This window comes from Devosia sp. P3_B2 (assembly GCF_056402875.1).
Genome location: NZ_JBFUGO010000005.1, coordinates 96826 through 114776 on the forward strand (window position 1 = coordinate 96826; position 17951 = coordinate 114776).

A 17951-nucleotide genomic window follows, 5' to 3' on the forward strand; every position below is an offset into this window, starting at 1 on the left:
GCGGGTTTTTTATTGCGAGTATGCGGGTGAGGGCAGGGCTGGGGGATAAGTGCACCGAGCCTGTGACCGGCAGAATGGCTGCGGGGCGAAGCAGTTGCGCTGTCCCACGCGACCCGCCAAAAGGGACCGGCAGTCGGGGAAGGGAAGATGGGCGTTCGAAACTACCTGATCGAAGGCGTTTCCGGCTCCGGCAAGACCACGGTGGCCGAAGAACTGCAGCGGCGTGGCTACCAAGTCATTCACGGTGACCGGCAATTCGCCTATTACGGCGATCCGGAGAGCGGCGAACCGCTGGACTGGCCGACCGGCAAGACTGAACAGGACACCGTGGACTGGGGCTACCAGCATTGGATCTGGCCGCTCGAGAAGGTGAGGCTGCTGATCGCCGATCAACGCGACGCGATGACCTTCTTCTGCGGCGGTTCGAGAAATCGCCGTCGCTTCATCGATCTGTTCGATGCCGTTTTCGTTCTTGAAGTCGATCCGGGCAGTTTGAACCGGCGGCTGGCCGCGCGACCTGAGGACGTATTCGGTGGCAAGCCAGTCGAACGGGAGCTGGCCTTGCGACTGCAGGCAACCAGAGAGGATGTTCCTGATAATGCGGTGAGCATCGACGCTACAGCGCCGATCGCCCACGTCGTCGATGAGATCCTGGCGAAGTGTCGATGAAGTGTGGATGGCGCTAGCCCCAGGCGACCGTCGCGATCGACACATTGAGGCCGGGGACCCGAACGGGGAGCTTGGCGCCCCGACGCGCCGGTCGGTCGACTGGAGTCTAGGCTAATTCATACTCCACGTGCACACCTTGCGCTCGAGCGTACGCAGCAAGCGACGCTTGGAAGTCGCGTCGAGAAACGTCCAACGCGGCATGCGGCAGTATGACGTACTTTATGCCAAGCACCCGATCGATGCCGTAGAGAAGCCTCGAGATGCGGGACCGTCGGATCAACCCATGGCCCTCTGGCGTGAGACGCAGAGTTAGGAATCTGTTGAAGCGAATCGTCCGCTCGCCGACGGACTGAACTTCGGACCAGGGGATAATCTTTGGCCCAAACCGTGAGACTCGAATTCCCGCGGGCGAGAGAACTATGCTGTCGACGGGCGACCTGAAAAAGCGCCAAACGCTCGTGGCAGCCAGGCCTCCGCATATGAGCAGACAGACCCATCCCCAAAATGGTTGGTCCCAGCCAGCGCTTCGATTGGGAACCCAGATCATCAGCGCACCGATGCCTGCGAGGGCAACGCACAAGGCAATGTTCCCGAGAACTCGCAAAGGGTTTTCCTCGAAGCGCAAGGCCTCGGATGTATTAGTTCCGTCGCTCACTTGTCCGCAGTCTGTGGAATCGACAAATAGGAGATGCAGCTTAGCGCAGCCTCCCCCATAGACTGCTGCAACCCAAATGAAATTTGAGAAGCTCCTCATACCCTCCGCGGAGCTCGGCGTCCGACTGGAAGTCATTGTTGCCAAGCCCGGCAACAAAGGTCCGTTTCCCGCGGTTGTGTTCAACCACGGCTCGACCGGAAGGGGGCAGAACAGGTCCCTCTATTCCAGAACGGTCGCTCCGGCCGTCATAGCAGGCTACTTCGTTGAGCAGGGATGGATGGCGGTGTTCCCGCAACGCCGGGGAGAGGGAAATCAGGCGGAGCATATGGTGAGGGGCTTGCCCCGGGCGGCTTCAATCATCAGGCGATAGGCGGCGTGGGCCACGTCCTTTTTCTTCGCGCTGGGATGGCGCTCGAGGACCATCGCGGTTGGGCGGTGCCGAAGGAGGACATGGATGTGGTCGCTCGGTCCAGCAACCTCTCGGTCGATGCTATTGCGTAGGCGGCCTACAGGGGCCTGTACAGACTCGATAGCCGTCCAGGGTATCTTAGTAGAGACAGCCGTCCGGTCCGCAAGGGCTGCCCTCATCCTCCTTACCGCCACCTTCGCCGCCACCTCTGCCGCCCGGGCTCTCGGAGCCAGAGTCGCTGCGGTCAATGTTGTCGCCGTTTTGCAGGATACCGCGCAGCGACACGGCGCCTCTGATGGCGTCGGGCGTCCCGGCTGTACAGCGGCGATCACCATGACAGATGATCGAGCAATAGTCGCCCTTACCATTGCAGTTGGGCTTCACGCACGAATAGCCAAAACCTTTCAAGTTCGTGAAATTTGCCTTTACACTGCTGCAAATGCTCTGCAACTGACCCTCGTGTGGGCCTTCCTGCATCGGCTTAATATCCAGCCCCAGAGACGCGCGCTCCGTCTTTTGCGACGAACTGCTGCTGGAATCGGTAGTTATCCAACATTCTGAAAAGTCCCTAAGGCAAATGTAGCACGCTGCTCCATCACAACACTCAGCAGCGCTGTCAGTTATTGTTGCTTCAGTGTCTTGCAGGCATATCCAGAATGCCATCTCAACCACGCTCATCTCCGGGATACCATCATCCTCAGCTGGCGTGGGTGTCGACAGTCCGATGAGCAGTATCAGGGATAAGAGCGACTTGAGCCACTGGAAACGTCTAGGTGTTGACATCTGTCCACCCACCAAACGTATTCGCCGCACTTTTCTTTAGCACATCCTGGAATATTCGAACAGATGCTGGAATCCCTGAGCCGACATGCGGCAAAGGAAATGTCCGTTTTGGGCCAGAAGCAGACCTTCGTGAAACGTCCGTTTCCCGCCAGAAGCGGACATCCATCACGAACCGTGGTTCATCGTCGCGCGCTTACGCCCTGCCTTCTCGGCTCGTAGCGCAGCACCACAGCGCCTGAGCTGAGTTCCAGGCGGTCGACGGGCTTCAACTCGATGTACCTGGAGAGCCCGGCGAACAACGTCGGTCCATGACCGGCAAGTCTGGGCTGCACTACGAATTCGTACTCATCGATCAGCCCCAGCCCCGCCAGCGCCAACCAGGGTATCTTAGTAGAGACAGCCGTCCGGTCCGCAAGGGCTGCCCTCATCCTCCTTACCGCCACCTTCGCCGCCACCTCCGCCGCCCGGGCTCTCGGAGCCAGAGTCGCTGCGGTCAATGTTGTCGCCGTTTTGCAGGATACCGCGCAGCGACACGGCGCCTCTGGATGGTCTCCGCCCCGGCCCCGGAGCGAAGGTTGGAAGTGCCTTGCTCCGCCGCGATTACGTCGCGTTGTTGCAGCAGCGTTCGCGAGTTAGTGGGGCAGTATGACCCGCAGCCGGTTGGCGACCTCAGCGATGATGTCGTCGACGGTCCGGTTAGCGTTAACCGTCGCCGCCATGCTGAGGAACATGACCGCCGAAACGATTTGTGCCAGCGCGGCCGCGTCCTCAGAACTGATGCGCCCGTCACGACGCATTACCGCTGCCACCTCCAGTTCAGTCTGAAGGGTGAGAGCAAGCGCGTCCCGATGATGCGGCTCTTCGGGGTCGCCGAAGACGAGTTCCCGCAGGTAGCTACGCCCGTTCTCGACATGGGTGCGGTTGCATTCGACGATCGGGCGGATGATGGCGATCAGCGCTTCGACCATCCCGGGAATGTTTTCCGCGTCGGCCCGGCCCTGTTCGAGCGCTTCGGCATAGCTCGAGTTCTGCACCATCAGGAACAGCTCGCTCTTGCTCTTGGCATAGAGGAACAGCGTTCCCGTCCCGATATCGGCCTTGTCGGCGATCTGCTGGGTCGTCACCGCCTCGACGCCGTACGCGTCGAAGAGTTGGCGTGCGGCGGCGATGATGCGTTCCAGCTTGTCCCGCTTGTTCCGCTCGCGGCGTCCGATCGGTTGGGCGTCGACTGGCATGCCTTGTCCTTCTCGAGTTCTCACCAGTTACTCCTGATAGTGCGGAAGGATGGCGCCGTCCCGCACAAAGGTCAGCGCCTCGGCGACCTGGTAGGCATGGACCGCGGAGGCGAAGCGGGCCAGTGAGGTCGAGAGGCCCGTGAGCTTGCGGCTCTCGAGGAACGCCTCCTGCTCGATTGCGTCGGCGAAGCCCAGCATCACCGAGGCGTGGAACCGCTGATCGGCCGGGTTGTCATGCGCAACGTTGGGCGTATCCCACAGGCTCTTGCTCCAGGGTAGGAAAGTCTGGGTTCTCAGTTCCTTCAGTGCTCCGGTGCCGGCGAGAGCGGGCGCCAGCTCATCGTTGATGAACTTCCGAAACGCGCCGCCGCTGACGCCGTCCCGCCGCCTGACATAAACGAGCACACGGGTGCCCACCTTCTCACCGGGTCGCGCCACATCGTACCAGCGGGACCAGTTCGGCAGACCCAGATAGAGCAGCGTGCGCCTGAACACGTTGATCTCGTCCTTGAATGCCAGCTTGTTCTGTTCGCGCCCGGCCAGCACCGAAAACACCGACTGGAACGCGACCTGGGCGACGCCGTCGATCTTCCGCCCGGCGGGGATCGCCGTCTCGACGCTCGGCGTCGCCGGCCACAGGCCCGGGTTTGTCGCCGCAAGGTGGACTTGCAGGTACTCATCCAAGCCCGGAGCGGCGGAGATGATCTTGGAATGCGGGCCCTTCCAGTAGTTCATTCCAGTTTCACGGGGCTGATCGGCGCGCATCCACAACAGGATCGATGACGAGAAGCGCTTCCTGAATGTCGTGCTCATCTTCTCTTCCCCCTCAGCGATCGAGGAACTGGACGGCGACAGGGGCGAACTTCTCGTGGAACTGGAAGATACCGCCATGGCCCGAGTCCGGGTAGATGATCAGCTCCGATCCCTTGATGCGGCGGTGCAGGTCCGTCGAGAGAATCGAGGGCACCATCCGGTCATTGTCGCCATTGGCGATCAGCGTGGGCTGGGCGATCTGCGAGAGGTCAGCCGGGGCCGAGCGCCCCCACTTCGCAATCGCCTTGAGCTGCGTACCGAACGCCTTGAGCGTCACGGGTACGTCGCGGTCCCTCGTACGCTCCTTCAGCCGGTTGACGAAGGCGCGTGCCGCGGGCTTGCCGCTGGCGTTGCGGTTGAAGAACAGGAACTCCTTCGGGTCCGACCGAGTCACGGTGGCGCGGAGGATGTCGAAATAGGTGACGCCCGCGACCTTGTCGATGTCCTTGCCGCCGGCAGGGCCGGTGCCGGTGAGGATGAGCTTGCGGACGAGGTCGGGGTGCTTGACCACGAGGGCCTGCGCCACCATCCCGCCGAGCGAGAACGAGAAGATATCGATCTTTTCGAAGCCGAGCGCCTTGATGAAGGTAAAGGCATCATCCGCCATCGCCTCGATGCTGTCCGGCACCTGGCCGGTGGAGGCGCCAAGGCCCCGATTGTCGAAGGTGACGACATGGTGGCCTTTCGCGATCGGATCGATGATGCGCGGGTCCCAGTTGTCGAGGTTGGCGGCGAGGTGGACAAAGAAGACGACCGGAACCCCGCCCTTCGGTCCCAGCTCGCGGTAGGCGTAGGTGACGCCGCCGGCCGTGATCGTGCGCGCCGGGGCGTCCTTGTAGGCAATGATGGTGGTGTCGTTCGGGTGGAAGTGGGCGTTCATGGTGAGCTCCTCGGTGGATGACGTCAGGTAAATTTCAGACTGTCATCATTGATGATTGAGATCAAATATGAACGCATTCAGTTTTTGTCAAGTGAGACCGATCGACGACGTCGAGACGAGCGCGGCAGATTAAGAAAGCCCGGACGCGGACGAGCTGGCGATCGAAGCTAGGAACGACTGGCGAATGCAGTGTCTGTCCATGCTGGCGGCGAGGCATAGCCGCGGGCCGCTACGGCCGGCGAAGGGAGCTCTTGGCTCGGTCAAGCAGCGTTCCGGATGGCCGCTGTGGGCCATAAGCAGACCTTCGTCCGCTACGCTAGAAGCGGGCATCGTCTCCGGCGCGAACCGTGGTTCATCGTCGGGTGCTCACCCACTACCTTCTCGGCTCGTAGCGTAGCGCCACGGCGCCTGAGCTGAGTTCCAGGCGGTCGACGGGCTTCAACTCGATGTACTTGGAGAGTCCGGCGAACAACGTCGGTCCATGACCGGCAAGTCTGGGCTGCACCACGAATTCGTACTCATCGATCAGCCCCAGCTCCGCCAGCGCCAACGGAAGCTTCACGCCCCCCGTGAGCAGCGCCTTGCCCGGTTGCTGCTTGAGCGCCCGGACGGCCTCGGCCAGGTCTCCGCTCAGGAGCTCGGCGTTCCAGTCGACCCGGTCGAGCGTGCTCGAAACGACATACTTCTTCATCGCGTCGATGGTGCGTGCGAAAGGCTCCGTCCAGTCGGGCGGCGTGCTGGTCCGCGCCGCCAGGCGCCACGCGCCTTCCATCATTCCGTAGGTGACGCGACCGAAGAGCAGGGCGTCGGCTCGGCCGAGGCTTTCAGTGGCGTGGAGATGTGTTGCACGCAGTTGCTCCTGCTGCAGTGCCTCGTCCGCCGGGATGGCGTTGTGGTCGACGCACCCGTCGAGCGTCACGTTGATGGAGTAGAGAAGAGGGCGCATTACGGTCGTTGCTCCGTTGTCGCTCGTGCCGCGATGGCCAGGTCGAAGCGTTGCAGCTGGCTGGTCAGTCCGACGATTGCGCCGCGTGTCATCTCGGGGTCCGGGTGACGATCGGCCGTCAGGATCATCCGAACCTGCCCGGTCTCGGCGCGGAGCTCGACCGCCATGTCGTAGGGATACGACTCGACGCCAGGGACGAAGTCGATGTCGAAGCGAATGCGCAGCTTACGGTGGCGCTCGATCTCCAGGAACCGACCGCTTACCCAGACTGACAGCGGCCTGTCGAGGTTCGCGAGGTAGGCGACTTGCTCAGTACCCACCGCGGTCATCACGTGATCGAACGCACCGCCGACCCACAGCTCGAGGATCGACACCTCGAAGCGCATTCCCTCGGGGGCGAACCACTCCTCGAGCCCTTCCTTCGTCGTCCACAGCGCCCAGACGTCCTCGATCGATGCGTTGTAGACCCGCTCGAACCTGATGGTCTCCGCACCGAGCTCTCTGGCGTGCGCCATCACTTCTTCCCCTCGGGTTGCCGCGAGCTGCGCCTAGCCAGGGCTGCGTCGAAGCGATCGAGCCGGCTCTCCCAAAGCTTGCGATAGCTCCCAACCCAGTCGTCGATCGCCTGGAACGGCTCGGGTCGGAGCGAATAGAGGCGCCTCGCCCCATCAGGCCTCATCGTGACGAAGCCAGCTTCGCCGAGGATCCGCAGGTGCCGCGAAACGCCGGACTGATCGATGTCCACGGCGCGAACGAGGTCACCCACAGCCTGCTCGCCGCCTGCCAGCGCTTCGACGATGCGAAGCCGCGTAGGATCGGCCAATGTCTGGAATACGCTTTGTTGCATCATGATGCATATGTATCGTCGTGCATATTCTTAGTCAAGGCGCGCCCAGCGCCATCAGCGGGGCCGTCTAGCGTGTTGACTCAGGTGGCCAACCTTTGGGGGCATTCGGTGTCCAGGGCCCCTCGATGATCGTGGCCTCCTGGTCGCCGAGCCAGCGGGGCATGGTGATGCAGAGGAACTCGAGCGGGTCGGTGCCGGTGCAGCGATACTGGAAGGCGGTTCCGACCGGGATGTCGATGGATACGCCAGCCTTTAGGTCGGTCGTCTCCTCACCGGTGCCGTCGCGCCGTCAGATCTGCCCCTCGCCCGAGAGAACGTGCCAGAACTCGCTCACGGTGGCGTGGACGGTGGCCCGATTGACCTGACCCGGTGGGACGGTGGAGTGGATCATGTCGCCCGTGTCGCCGCCGATCAGGTAGCGGACCTCTGCCCCGGCGGGCGATCGGGCATGCGGGGCCGGTGGAAACGGGCGGGTCTGCATGATGAACCTCCTCCTGACCATACGACATCCGGCGCGCCTGGGTGAAGAGATGGTTCGGAGGGCAGTTCGTAGCGTTATGGCCCTGCTGACACCCCACGCCGCTTCTGGGCGTGGGGTGCGGGTGCTTTACTCCGCCGCCTGCGGGACGGCGCTCGGGACGCTGCGGCTGGCGCGGGGGCCGGACGCGGCGATCAGGGTCGTGACCACGGCCAGCAGTGCGACGAATGTGCCGCCGGCGATGTAGGGCTCCCAGTTGAAGCCGGGGGCGGCGGTGAAGATGGCGGAGACCGCCGCCAAGACGATGCCGCCGCCGATCTGGAACGAGGCGAACAAGAGGCCCGAGGCGAGGCCGGACTTGTCGTCTTCGACGTCCGAGAGGGCCGCGACCTGCACCGAGGGATAGGTGGCGGCGTAGCCGAGGCCGAGCAGCAGCTGCGAGATGATCACCAGGGTGATCGGATCGAAGCGGCCGATGGCCAGCACCCAGAAGATGTAGCCGGCAGCCTGCAGCGCGACGCCGCCGGCCATCAGCCGCGTGGTGCCCTTGCGCTGGGCGAGGCCGGCCAGACGCGGGGCGAGGAACATGACGCAGGCGCCCCCGAGCGCGAAGCTGAAGCCGGTGGCGAAGGCCGACCAGCCATAGACGTGCTGGTAGTAGAGCGTGGCGAGGAACTGGAAGCCGACATAGACGCCTTGGAACAGCGCGGCGACGATGTTGGCGTGGCTGAGCTTGCGCCGCTTGAAGATCGAGAGCGGCACCATCGGATCGTGATGGCGGGCCTCGACGATGAGGAAGATGACGATCAGGGCCACGGAGGCGGCGAGCGGGCCCCAAGTGAGGGGGGCGGCGAAGCCGGCGGCCGAGGCATTGGTGACGCCGAAGACGAAGAGCAACAGGCCCGGGGTGATGGTGATGGCGCCGGCCCAGTCGAACGAGGCGCGCGACTTGCCGCTCTTCTGATCGGGCGGGAGGACGAACGGCGCGATGAACAGGACGAGCAGGGCGACCGGCCCGGCCATCACCAGCGTGGCGCGCCAGCTGAACACGGTGACCGCGCCACCCAGCACCATGCCGAGGACGAAGCCGGCCGCGCCGGTGGAGGCGAAGAGCCCGAGCGCCTTGGCGCGGGCCTGGCCTTCGCCGAACACGTTGAGCAGCAGCGCGAGGGCGGCCGGCGCGGTGAAGGCGGCGGCGATGCCCTTGATCAAGCGGGCGGCGATCAGGGTCGGGCCCGAATCGACGAAGGCGCCGGCGATGGACGCCGCGGCGAAGATGCCGAGCGCCCAGAGGAAGACGCGGCGGTGGCCGAAGATATCGGCGACGCGGCCGCCGAGCAGCAGGAAGCCGCCATAGCCGAGCACATAGGCGCTTACCGCCCATTGCAGCACGTTGGGCTGAAGCCCGAGTTCGGCCTGGATAGCGGGGAGGGCGACGCCGATGGTCGAAACGTCCATGGCGTCGAGGAAGTTGGCGGCGCAGAGCAGGAACAGAGCCAGCCCGGCGACACCTCCAATCTTGGTGGTGGTCATCGAAATTATCCCTTTCGCTATGCCGGCGTCGCGAAGGGAGGTTCGCGCCGGACGGCAGAGGCAGCGGAACCTGACGATCTGCCATCCATATTGCAAATTGATAGTGATCATGCGAGGTATCACTGGCAATGATGAATGACACCGCCCTCCGCAAGATCGACCTGAACCTGCTGCTGGCCTTCTCGGTGCTGATGCAGGAACGCAACGTGAGCCGTGCCGCCGAACGGCTGCTGCTGGGGCAGCCGGGGCTCTCGGCTGCGCTGAAGCGGCTGCGCGAGGCGCTGGACGATGAGCTGTTCGTGCGCGTCGGGCGCGGACTGCAGCCGACGCCGCGGGCGCTCGAGATCGCGCCGGCGATCGAGGATGCGCTGGGTTCGATCGAGCGGGCGATACGGGTGCCGGAGGCGTTTGATCCACGGAGCTTCGAGGGCACGTTCCGCATCGGCATGTGCGATAACCTCGAGACGGCGTTCTTCGGGCCACTGGCGGCGCGGATCCGGCGCGAGGCGCCCGGGGCGAGGCTGGTGTCGGTGGCGGCGCACAGCCATCACCCGGGGCAACAGCTCGACGATGGGGATTTCGACCTCAGCGTGTCGGTGCACCCTGAGCCGGCGTCGTGGCACATCCGCCAGCCGCTGTTCAACCAATCCTCGATTTCGATCTACGACCCGCACCAGCTGAAGCTGAAGGCGCCGCTGAGCCTCGAGGATTTCACCCGCGAGGCGCATATCGCGGTGTCGTTCGAGGGCGACATGATGGGCGATGTCGACGCGGCGCTGAAGAAGGTCGGCCGCAGCCGCTCGGTGGTGGCGACGGTGCCGCGGTTTTCGGCGTTGCCGACGGCGCTGAGCGCCATGCCGGCGATCGCCACGATCCCTGAGTCGATTGCGCGCTGCATGGCGACGCTGCATGGGCTGGCGATTTCGGCGCCGCCGGTGGCGCTGGAAGCGGCGCCGGTGTCGCTGCTGTACCGGCGCGTGGACCGGGCGGATGGGCGGGCGCAGTGGTTCAGGCGGGTGTTCGTCGAAGTGGCCGCGGAGGCGCTGCAGGCGAGTGGGTGTAGTTGCGGGATCATGCAGGCGGCTTGAGGCCTTCGCTCGGACTTACTTGGAGGGATCGAATGACCAACACCGTGCATGAACTCCGCCTCGTCATCACCGTCGACGATTTCGAGCGGGCGGTGGCGTTCTGGCGGGACACCATGGGGCTGAAGGAGCAGATCTCGGTCGGGGACGACGACGGGCATGTGGCGATCCTCGGGGCAGGGATCGCGACGCTCGAGATCAGCGACCGGAAGCACGCCGAGTTCATCGACAAGATCGAGGTGGGCAGGGCGATGGGCGGGCAGTTCCGCGTGGCGCTGCGCTTCGACGATGTGCCTGCCGCGACCGACATGCTGGAGGCGGCGGGGGCCAAGGTGCTGGGTACGCCGCGGCCGACTCCGTTCAGGTCGACCAACTCGCGGTTGGAGGCGCCAGACGGGGTGCAGTTGACGCTGTTTGATGCGGAGTGATGCTGTAGAATTTCCAGCGAAATCAATCACTTATCATTTTCTTTCGCCCATCGAATCCCCGCGTCACGGTGGGCGGGTATAGTTCAGCTACGGTCGGAGAAGTGGGGCTGGAGCCGGGGGCGGGGTTCGGTGCGGTCCGACTGGGTGAATTCGTAGCCGTCGCGAATGTGGGCGTTGAAATAGCGACCCTTGGACGGTGAGTGCCGGAGCGCGTCGTACACGACCGCCGGCACCTCGAAATAATCGTAGCGGCGGCCTGAGGGGCGGAACCAGACGCTGAGCGTCTGGGTCTCCGGGTCGTACGCCATATCGGCGATCACGGTGGATGGCATGGGTGCCTCCTCGGTCGCGGGATCAACGAGCCATTGGAGAGACGGTTGCCTTCGGACGAACAGATCCCCTGGGAGGTGGTTCGGCTGCAGGTGAAGCTGGGCGAGCTGACGCGCAACCGGATCTGCGCTGAGCACCGCATCACGCCGCAGCGGCTGGCGCGGCACATCAGGGAGAAGAAGTGGGATGTCGAAGTCGATACCGGCGAGCTGGACCGCAGGATCATCGTCGGCAAGCTCATGCTCGCTGTCGAACTTGAGATCGACCGCATCGTGGAGAACAGAATGAGCGACAGCGATGGGACGCGCGAAACGGCTCTGCTGGGTCGGCTGACGACGACGCTCGACCGGCTGATCGCGCTCGAGACAAGAGTGAGGGGCAAGCCGCCGACACCGAAACAGAGCAAGGAGATGACGGAACTCCGCTCCAAGATCGCAAAGCGGCTGGATGCTCTCAAAGTCAGTTAGGGCGCTGCTGGCAGCGATCGAAGACGACGAGCTCGGCACTTTCGCCCACGACTGGGAATTCTGGAGCCGCGACGAGCAGAAGCTGCCGCCCGGCGACTGGAACACCTGGCTGCTGATGGGTGGGCGCGGCTCGGGCAAGACCATGACCGGCGCCGAATGGGTGCGCAGTCTGGCGGCGCAACAGATCGGGCCGATCGCCATCGTCGGCGAGACGATAACCGAGGCGCTGCAAATAATGGTGCGCGGCGACAGCGGGATCATGAAGGTGACGCCGCAGGACGAGCGGCCAATCATCCGGGGCCACACGCTGCTGTGGCCTGGTGGTGTCGAGGGCATGTTGCTGGGCGCGTCGGACCCGGAGCGGTTTCGCGGCCCGCAGTTTGCGGCGGCCTGGTGCGACGAGATCGGCAAATGGCCCAACGCCGAGGCGGCCTGGGACATGCTGCAGTTCGGGCTGCGGGTGGGCGACCGGCCGCGACAGGTGGCGACCACCACGCCGCGGACAACGCCACTGATCCGGCGATTGATCGCGGAGCCGCTGACCGTGGTGACGCGGATGGCGACGCGGCAGAACGAGGACAATCTGGCCAAGGCGTTCCTGAAGGCGATCGTCGCCCGCTACGAGAACACGGTTCTCGGGCGGCAGGAGCTCGAGGGTGAGCTGATCGAGGATCGGCCGGATGCGCTTTGGTCGCGGTCGGTGTTTCGGGTGGCGGAGGATGGGCCGCTGGAGCGGATCGTGGTGGCGGTGGATCCGCCGGTGAGCGGGCATAAGCGCTCGGATGCATGCGGGATCGTGGTGGCTGGGCGAGCCGGCGAGAGGGCGGCGGTGCTGGCGGATATGAGCTTTGCGCCGGCGGCGCCCGATGCCTGGGCGCGGCGGGCGGTGGCAGCGTACCATGAATATGGGGCGGACTGCATCGTCGCTGAGGTGAACCAGGGCGGCGACATGGTGAAGGCGGTGATCGCGCAGGAGGACGCCAACGTGCCGGTGCGCGAAGTGCGGGCGAGCCGCGGCAAATGGGTGCGGGCCGAGCCGGTGGCGGCGCTCTATGCCAATGGCCGGGTGGCGCATCGGCCGGGGCTGACGGCGCTCGAGGACGAGATGTGCGCGTTCGGCGCGGACGGGCTGGCGGAGGGTCATTCGCCGGACCGTGTGGACGCGCTGGTATGGGCGCTGACGGAACTGATGCCGGTGGTGGCGGTGCCGCGGGTGCGGAGCCTCTGAGGGAACCACACGCACGGAGGTCATTCCCGCGAAAGCGGGAACCTCTGTTTTGGTGCGGCAGGCGAGATCGCAAACCGAGGTCCCCGCTTTCGCGGGAATGACCCGGTGGGTGGGGAGGCGGAGTGCCTCACCAAGGAAATTCAAGGGAACAACAATGCCCAACTGGTTCACCCGTCTTGGCGGGGCGATGGCGGCCGAGCGGAAGTCCGGCGGGCCGCAGAGTTTGATGACGCTGACGGCGCTGGGGGATGCCAGCTGGAGCCGGCGGGGGTTCGTGAGTCTGGCGAACGCCGGATACGCCAGGAACCCGGTGGTGCATCGCTGCGTGCGGATGATTGCCGAGGCGGCGAACCGGGTGCCGCTGAAGGCGGAGGAGGGCGGGCGGCGGTTGAGCGAGCATCCCGTGCTCGGGCTGCTTGGGCGGCCGAACCCGCGGCAATCGGGCGGCGAGCTGCTGGAGGCGGTGTATGCCTACCTGCAGACGGCGGGGAATGCCTATCTCGCGGCCGGGATCGTCGATGGGGCGGTGCGCGAGCTGCACCTGCTGCGGCCCGACCGGGTGAAGGTGGTGCTGGGGCGGGATGGTTATCCGGCGGCCTATGCCTACACCGCAGGCGGGCGGACAGTGGAGCTGCGGCTCGACAGCAAGCCCGTGGCGGGGGTGCTGCACCTGGCGCTGTTCCATCCGCTCGACGACCATTACGGCATGGCGCCACTCGAGGCGGCGGCGCAGAGCCTCGATATCCACAACGCGGCGGCCGAGTGGAACAAGGCGCTGCTCGACAACGCGGCGCGGCCGAGCGGGGCGCTGGTCTATTCGGCTGGCGGCGGCACGCTGACCGAGGCGCAGTTCACCCGGCTGAAGGACGAGCTGGAGGCGGGGTTCCAGGGCGCAAAGAACGCCGGCCGGCCGATGGTGCTGGAGGGCGGGCTCGACTGGAAGGCGATGGCGCTGACCCCGGCCGAGATGGATTTCATCGAGCTGAAGCACTCGGCGGCACGTGAGATCGCGCTGGCCTTCGGCGTGCCGCCGATGCTGCTGGGGATACCGGGCGACAACACCTACGCCAACTACGCGGAGGCCAACCGGGCATTCTGGCGCGGCACGGTGATCCCGCTGGTGCGGCGCGTGGCGGACGATTTGAGCTTCTGGCTGGCACCGGGGTTCGGCGGGGTGACACTGGTGCCGGACCTGGATGGGGTGGAGGCACTGGCCGAGGACCGCGCGGCGCTGTGGGCGCGGGTGGGTGGCGCGAATTTCCTCAGTGATGAGGAGAAGCGGGCGATGTTGGGGATCGGTTAGCCGATTACTCCAGCTCCTTGACCGAGATATCCACGTCGAGATCGGGCCAGCGGATGCCGGTGCCGCCTTCGGTGAAGCGCCAGTTGAGGCGGGCGGCGGGTGGGCCGTCGCGGAGGCGAGGGTATTGCGCGAGCGGGGCGATCAGTTCGCGGCCGTCTTCGAGTTTCACTTCAAGCGTGGCGGTGCCGAAGCGGACGTCGATAGCCCGGGAGCCGGGGTCGGTTGTCGTGCTCATTGGTCCTCCTCCTCAGAGCATGCGGGGAGGAGCGTAGCTGCGTTCTCGTGGGGGGAGAAGGTGGGAAACGCGGCTGTCCCGCCCATCACAGATGTCATCCCGGCGAAGGCCGGGATCCAACTCTCGGCTGGCTCAAGCGGCGGCATGGGTCCCAGCTTTCGCTGGGATGACAGCCGGTGCTGGGGCGCGGCCGAGCACTACACCAAACTAGGAGGCCATCATGGACGAGCTCACCAAATCGATCGTGACGCGGGGGGACCTGGCGCATCTGGCGCTGTTTCTTTGGGCGACCGGGGCGACGGGGTTGCTCGTCTGGACGCTGAAGGAATTGGTGGCCGCCAATCGCCGGTTCAACGACTTCGTCAAAGAGATTTCGACGCTGAATCAATTGTTCCGCCGGGAGAAATAAGCCTATGGGCGCAAAGGGCAATTCTACGGATAAGCACATGGCCGGAGAGGTGTTCCGGCAGTTTGCCTGGCACCTGGCCGGCACGCTGGCGAAGCCGGTTAGGCGAGCGGTGAAGCCGCGGCCTGCGGCGGGGCCGAAACCGTGAGCGGGACGATCCCGATCGACGAGCGCGGGCGGTTCGCGGGGTATGCGAGCGTGTTCGGGCGGCTCGACGATGCGGGCGACCTGGTGATGCCGGGGGCATTCGCCAAATCGCTGGCGCGGCGCGGCGCGGCAAAGCTTCGGATGCTGTTCCAGCACGACCCGAAGGAGCCGGTGGGCATCTGGGACGTGGCGCGCGAGGACGGGTTCGGGCTGTGGGTCGAGGGGCGGCTGGTGCCGGGGGTGCCGCGGGCCGATGCGTTGCGGCGGTTGATTGAGCGGCGAGCGATCGATGGATTGTCGATCGGCTTTCGCACCGAACGGGCGACGCGCGAGGCGCGGGGTGGGCACCGCAAACTGTGGGCGATCGACCTGTGGGAGATCTCGATCGTGACGTTTCCGATGCTGGCGGACGCCCGCATTTCGCCCGGTGCGGCTGGGCATGACCGGTCGCTGCGCGCGGCCATTTCGCTTCTGAAGCAATAGAGGAAAATCGATGACCGATATGACCGAGCGCCTTGAAATCAAGGCGAGCGCTGGGGATTCCGACGGCATGTTCTCGGAGTTCATGAGCGCCTTCGAGGAGTTCAAGCGCACCAATGACGGGCGGCTGCAGGAACTCGAAAAGCGCGGCGCGACCGATGCGCTGACCGAGGAGAAGCTGGGGCGGCTGAACCAGGCGCTCGATGGCGCCAAGGCCGCAATGGAGCGGCTGAGCCTCGAGAAGGCGCGGCCGGCGCTGGAGGCGGGGCGGCCCGACCTCGGCGACGAGTACAAGGACGCGTTCTCGGCCTATGTGAAGCGCGGCGAGGAGAAGGCGCTGTCGATCGGCTCGAACCCGGATGGCGGCTACCTGGTGCCGGCGGAAACCGAGAGCGAGATCACGCGGCGGCTGACGGCGGTGTCGCCGATCCGCGCCATCGCTTCGGTGCGGAACGTGTCGTCGACCGTGTACAAGAAGCCGGTGACGCTGGCCGGGCCGGCGGTGGGCTGGGTGGCGGAGACCGCAAGTCGTCCGCAGACCAATTCGCAGACCATCGACCTCATCGATTTCCCCACGGCCGAGCTCTACGCCATGCCGGCGGCGACTTCGGCGTTTCTCGATGATGCGGCGGTGGATGTCGGCCAGTGGATCGCCGACGAGGTGAACGCGGCGTTCGCCGAGCAGGAGACGGCGGCCTTCGTCAACGGCAGCGGCACCAACAAGCCCAAGGGGTTCCTGACGGAAACGCTGGTGGCCGAGAGCGCCTGGGCCTGGGATAAGCTCGGCTACATCGCGACGGGCGTGTCGGGGGCGTGGCCGTCGGGTGATGCCAGCGATGTGCTGATCGACCTGGTCTACGCGCTGAAGGCCGGCTACCGGCAGAACGCCAGCTGGGTGATGAACCGCAAGACCCAGGCGGCGGTGCGGAAGCTCAAGGACGCGGACGGCAACTATTTGTGGTCGCCGGGGGCGGCGGCGGGCGCCAAGGCGACGCTGCTCGGGTTCGACCTGGTGGAGGCCGAGGACATGCCGGATGTGGCGGCCGCGGCGACGCCGATTGCGTTCGGCGACTTCCGGCGCGGGTATCTGGTGGTGGATCGCACGGGCGTGAATGTGCTGAGGGATCCGTATTCGGCCAAGCCGTATGTGCTGTTTTACACGACGAAGCGGGTGGGCGGCGGCGTGCAGGACTTTGACGCGATCAAGCTGCTCAAATTTGCGGTGAGCTGATCGGCCGAAGGCCGCAAGGAGCGCCGCGGGCGCTCCTTTTCTCTTCATTTCCAAGGACATCCGATGATTTCCTATCTTCTCGCGGGACCCGCGGAGGAGCCGGTTTCGCTTGTCGAGGCCAAGGCTTTCCTACGGCTCGATGCCGGCGCCGAGGATGCGCTGGTGACGACGCTAATCGCGGCGGCGCGACTGCATGTCGAGGGCACCACTGGGCGGGCGCTGGTGCGGCAGAGCTGGCGGGCGGTGCTCGATGCCTGGCCGGTGGAGCGCGTGGCGCGGTTGCCGGTGGCGCCGCTGATCGAACTCACCGAGATCCGGGTGTTCGACGAGCAGGACGACGAGCACGTGATTCCGCTCGGGCAGTTCCAGGCCGAGACCGGGGTGGCGCCGGCGCGGTTGCTGCTGCCGGTGACGGTGAGCGGCATGCCGGTGCTGCGTGAGCGGCTGGGGATCGAGATCGACTATGTCGCCGGCTTTGGCGAGGCGGCCGATGTGCCTGATGACCTGAAGCAGGCGGTGCTGGCGCTGGTGGCGCATTGGTTCGAGCACCGCGATGCGGTGGCGGACGCCGTGATGCCGGCAGGGTTCGAGCGGCTGGTAGCGGGCTACCGGCAGGTGCGGCTGTGAGCGAGGCGGCGCCGGCGGTGGGGAGCCTCACCGATCGGGTGTCGCTGCAGCGGCGCGAGACTACCGGCGAGGACGAGGGCGGGCACGCGGTGCTGTTCGTGCCGGTGACGGCGCTATGGGCCCGGGTACGGGCGCTGAGTGGGCGGCAGGTCACCGAGGCCGACGCGCGCGGGGTGGCGGTGAGCCACTCGGTGGTGCTGCGGTTTCGGAGCGACGTGAAGACCGGGGACCGGTTCGGCTATCGCGGGCGGTGGCTGAGCGTGGTTTCGGCGGCGGACCTCAACGGGCGGCGGGCCTGGCTGAGCTGTGCCTGTGTTGAGACGGGGGTGGTGGGGTGATGCATCCGATCGTCGAACTGCAGGCTGCGCTGGTGGCTGCGCTCAAGGCCGATCCAGATCTCGGGGCCGTCGGCGTCTTCGATGCGCCATCGCAAGGCGCGACCCCGCCATACGTCGCCATTGCCCGCCATGATCTGCTGCCGCGCGATGGGGACGTCGCGCCCGGGCATGAGCATCGGGTGACGCTGCACGTTTGGGCGGGGCAGCCGAGCCGGCGGGCGGCGCTGGCGACTGCCGAGCGCGTCGTGGCGGTAGCCGAGGGGCTGTCGCCCGCTGCGATCCGCGTGACGCATCGGCAGCACGAGCGGACCGATACGGCGATTGATGCTGACACCGGGCAGGCCCGGGCGGCGGTGGCGTTTCGCTTCTTTTCCGAACCCATTTGAGGAGGACCTGAC

General features: G+C 65.5%; 25 protein-coding genes. 12 read left to right on the forward strand and 13 right to left on the reverse strand.

The genetic code is table 11. From position 1 onward, the window contains the following. Positions 1-147 precede the first annotated feature (147 nt). A complete protein-coding gene (locus tag AC1DV8_RS09225; RefSeq protein ID WP_477157247.1) occupies positions 148-669 on the forward strand; it encodes an AAA family ATPase in 522 nt (173 codons plus the stop codon). Between the two features lie 106 nt (positions 670-775). Here AC1DV8_RS09225 and AC1DV8_RS09230 read toward each other — a convergent pair whose 3' ends face one another. The 11 genes from AC1DV8_RS09230 to AC1DV8_RS09280 all read right to left on the reverse strand — a co-directional run bounded on the left by AC1DV8_RS09230 (position 776) and on the right by AC1DV8_RS09280 (position 9248). After that, on the reverse strand, positions 776-1459 hold the full coding sequence (locus AC1DV8_RS09230) for an STM3941 family protein (RefSeq protein WP_477157377.1): 684 nt from the start codon (positions 1457-1459) through the stop codon (positions 776-778). A 412-nt stretch (positions 1460-1871) separates the two neighbouring features. Beyond that, positions 1872-2405: a hypothetical protein gene (locus AC1DV8_RS09235; protein ID WP_477157248.1), complete on the reverse strand. Its 534-nt coding sequence runs from the start codon at positions 2403-2405 to the stop codon at positions 1872-1874. A gap of 290 nt (positions 2406-2695) precedes the next feature. Beyond that, complete coding sequence (locus AC1DV8_RS09240; protein WP_477157249.1) at positions 2696-3013, reverse strand: hypothetical protein; 318 nt, start codon at positions 3011-3013, stop codon at positions 2696-2698. A gap of 135 nt (positions 3014-3148) precedes the next feature. After that, positions 3149-3751, reverse strand: a complete 603-nt coding sequence (locus AC1DV8_RS09245) for a TetR/AcrR family transcriptional regulator (RefSeq protein WP_477157250.1) — start codon at positions 3749-3751, stop codon at positions 3149-3151. Positions 3752-3778: 27 nt separating this feature from the next. Beyond that, entirely contained in the window at positions 3779-4564 is a 786-nt protein-coding gene (locus AC1DV8_RS09250) for a hypothetical protein (protein WP_477157251.1), read from the reverse strand. Positions 4565-4577: 13 nt separating this feature from the next. Next, positions 4578-5444 (reverse strand): alpha/beta fold hydrolase, encoded by an 867-nt coding sequence (locus AC1DV8_RS09255; protein ID WP_477150179.1) that lies wholly within the window; start codon positions 5442-5444, stop codon positions 4578-4580. A 373-nt stretch (positions 5445-5817) separates the two neighbouring features. Beyond that, on the reverse strand, positions 5818-6390 hold the full coding sequence (locus tag AC1DV8_RS09260; protein WP_477157252.1) for a dihydrofolate reductase family protein: 573 nt from the start codon (positions 6388-6390) through the stop codon (positions 5818-5820). Beyond that, on the reverse strand, positions 6390-6905 hold the full coding sequence (locus tag AC1DV8_RS09265) for an SRPBCC family protein (protein WP_477157253.1): 516 nt from the start codon (positions 6903-6905) through the stop codon (positions 6390-6392). Before AC1DV8_RS09265 ends, AC1DV8_RS09260 begins: the two co-directional genes overlap by 1 nt. After that, positions 6905-7240 (reverse strand): ArsR/SmtB family transcription factor, encoded by a 336-nt coding sequence (locus tag AC1DV8_RS09270; RefSeq protein WP_477150182.1) that lies wholly within the window; start codon positions 7238-7240, stop codon positions 6905-6907. The genes AC1DV8_RS09265 and AC1DV8_RS09270 overlap by 1 nt, the downstream gene beginning before the upstream one ends. Before the next feature lie 286 nt (positions 7241-7526). Then, positions 7527-7718 carry a cupin domain-containing protein gene (locus AC1DV8_RS09275; protein WP_477157254.1) on the reverse strand — a complete coding sequence of 64 codons (192 nt, stop codon included), beginning with the start codon at positions 7716-7718 and terminating at the stop codon, positions 7527-7529. Between the two features lie 126 nt (positions 7719-7844). Continuing rightward, positions 7845-9248, reverse strand: coding sequence for an MFS transporter (locus AC1DV8_RS09280; RefSeq protein WP_477157255.1), 1404 nt, complete (start codon positions 9246-9248; stop codon positions 7845-7847). 128 nt (positions 9249-9376) lie between these two features. On the opposite strand from AC1DV8_RS09280, the gene AC1DV8_RS09285 reads away from it, so the two are divergent. Both AC1DV8_RS09285 and AC1DV8_RS09290 read left to right on the forward strand, forming a co-directional pair. Next, positions 9377-10336 carry a LysR family transcriptional regulator gene (locus AC1DV8_RS09285; protein ID WP_477157256.1) on the forward strand — a complete coding sequence of 320 codons (960 nt, stop codon included), beginning with the start codon at positions 9377-9379 and terminating at the stop codon, positions 10334-10336. 32 nt (positions 10337-10368) lie between these two features. After that, entirely contained in the window at positions 10369-10761 is a 393-nt protein-coding gene (locus AC1DV8_RS09290; RefSeq protein ID WP_477157257.1) for a VOC family protein, read from the forward strand. Between the two features lie 83 nt (positions 10762-10844). Here AC1DV8_RS09290 and AC1DV8_RS09295 read toward each other — a convergent pair whose 3' ends face one another. Beyond that, positions 10845-11093: a KTSC domain-containing protein gene (locus AC1DV8_RS09295; protein WP_477157258.1), complete on the reverse strand. Its 249-nt coding sequence runs from the start codon at positions 11091-11093 to the stop codon at positions 10845-10847. A 45-nt stretch (positions 11094-11138) separates the two neighbouring features. Between AC1DV8_RS09295 and AC1DV8_RS09300 the strand changes: the two genes are divergently transcribed. From AC1DV8_RS09300 to AC1DV8_RS09310, 3 genes are all read left to right on the forward strand, one after another. Beyond that, complete coding sequence (locus tag AC1DV8_RS09300) at positions 11139-11558, forward strand: hypothetical protein (protein ID WP_477157259.1); 420 nt, start codon at positions 11139-11141, stop codon at positions 11556-11558. Beyond that, positions 11539-12786, forward strand: a complete 1248-nt coding sequence (locus AC1DV8_RS09305) for a DNA-packaging protein (RefSeq protein WP_477157260.1) — start codon at positions 11539-11541, stop codon at positions 12784-12786. The genes AC1DV8_RS09300 and AC1DV8_RS09305 overlap by 20 nt, the downstream gene beginning before the upstream one ends. Positions 12787-12940: 154 nt before the next feature. Further along, positions 12941-14089, forward strand: a complete 1149-nt coding sequence (locus AC1DV8_RS09310) for a phage portal protein (protein WP_477157261.1) — start codon at positions 12941-12943, stop codon at positions 14087-14089. Positions 14090-14093: 4 nt separating this feature from the next. Here AC1DV8_RS09310 and AC1DV8_RS09315 read toward each other — a convergent pair whose 3' ends face one another. Continuing rightward, a complete protein-coding gene (locus tag AC1DV8_RS09315; protein ID WP_477157262.1) occupies positions 14094-14324 on the reverse strand; it encodes a DUF2442 domain-containing protein in 231 nt (76 codons plus the stop codon). Positions 14325-14544: 220 nt separating this feature from the next. Between AC1DV8_RS09315 and AC1DV8_RS09320 the strand changes: the two genes are divergently transcribed. The 6 genes from AC1DV8_RS09320 to AC1DV8_RS09345 all read left to right on the forward strand — a co-directional run bounded on the left by AC1DV8_RS09320 (position 14545) and on the right by AC1DV8_RS09345 (position 17939). Continuing rightward, positions 14545-14733 (forward strand): hypothetical protein, encoded by a 189-nt coding sequence (locus tag AC1DV8_RS09320; protein ID WP_477150192.1) that lies wholly within the window; start codon positions 14545-14547, stop codon positions 14731-14733. Positions 14734-14874: 141 nt separating this feature from the next. Further along, positions 14875-15360, forward strand: a complete 486-nt coding sequence (locus AC1DV8_RS09325) for an HK97 family phage prohead protease (RefSeq protein WP_477150193.1) — start codon at positions 14875-14877, stop codon at positions 15358-15360. Between the two features lie 10 nt (positions 15361-15370). Further along, on the forward strand, positions 15371-16588 hold the full coding sequence (locus AC1DV8_RS09330) for a phage major capsid protein (RefSeq protein ID WP_477157263.1): 1218 nt from the start codon (positions 15371-15373) through the stop codon (positions 16586-16588). Positions 16589-16651: 63 nt separating this feature from the next. After that, positions 16652-17215: a head-tail connector protein gene (locus AC1DV8_RS09335; RefSeq protein ID WP_477157264.1), complete on the forward strand. Its 564-nt coding sequence runs from the start codon at positions 16652-16654 to the stop codon at positions 17213-17215. After that, entirely contained in the window at positions 17212-17553 is a 342-nt protein-coding gene (locus AC1DV8_RS09340) for a phage head closure protein (protein ID WP_477157265.1), read from the forward strand. The genes AC1DV8_RS09335 and AC1DV8_RS09340 overlap by 4 nt, the downstream gene beginning before the upstream one ends. After that, positions 17553-17939 carry a DUF3168 domain-containing protein gene (locus tag AC1DV8_RS09345; RefSeq protein WP_477157266.1) on the forward strand — a complete coding sequence of 129 codons (387 nt, stop codon included), beginning with the start codon at positions 17553-17555 and terminating at the stop codon, positions 17937-17939. The genes AC1DV8_RS09340 and AC1DV8_RS09345 overlap by 1 nt, the downstream gene beginning before the upstream one ends. Positions 17940-17951 lie beyond the last annotated feature (12 nt).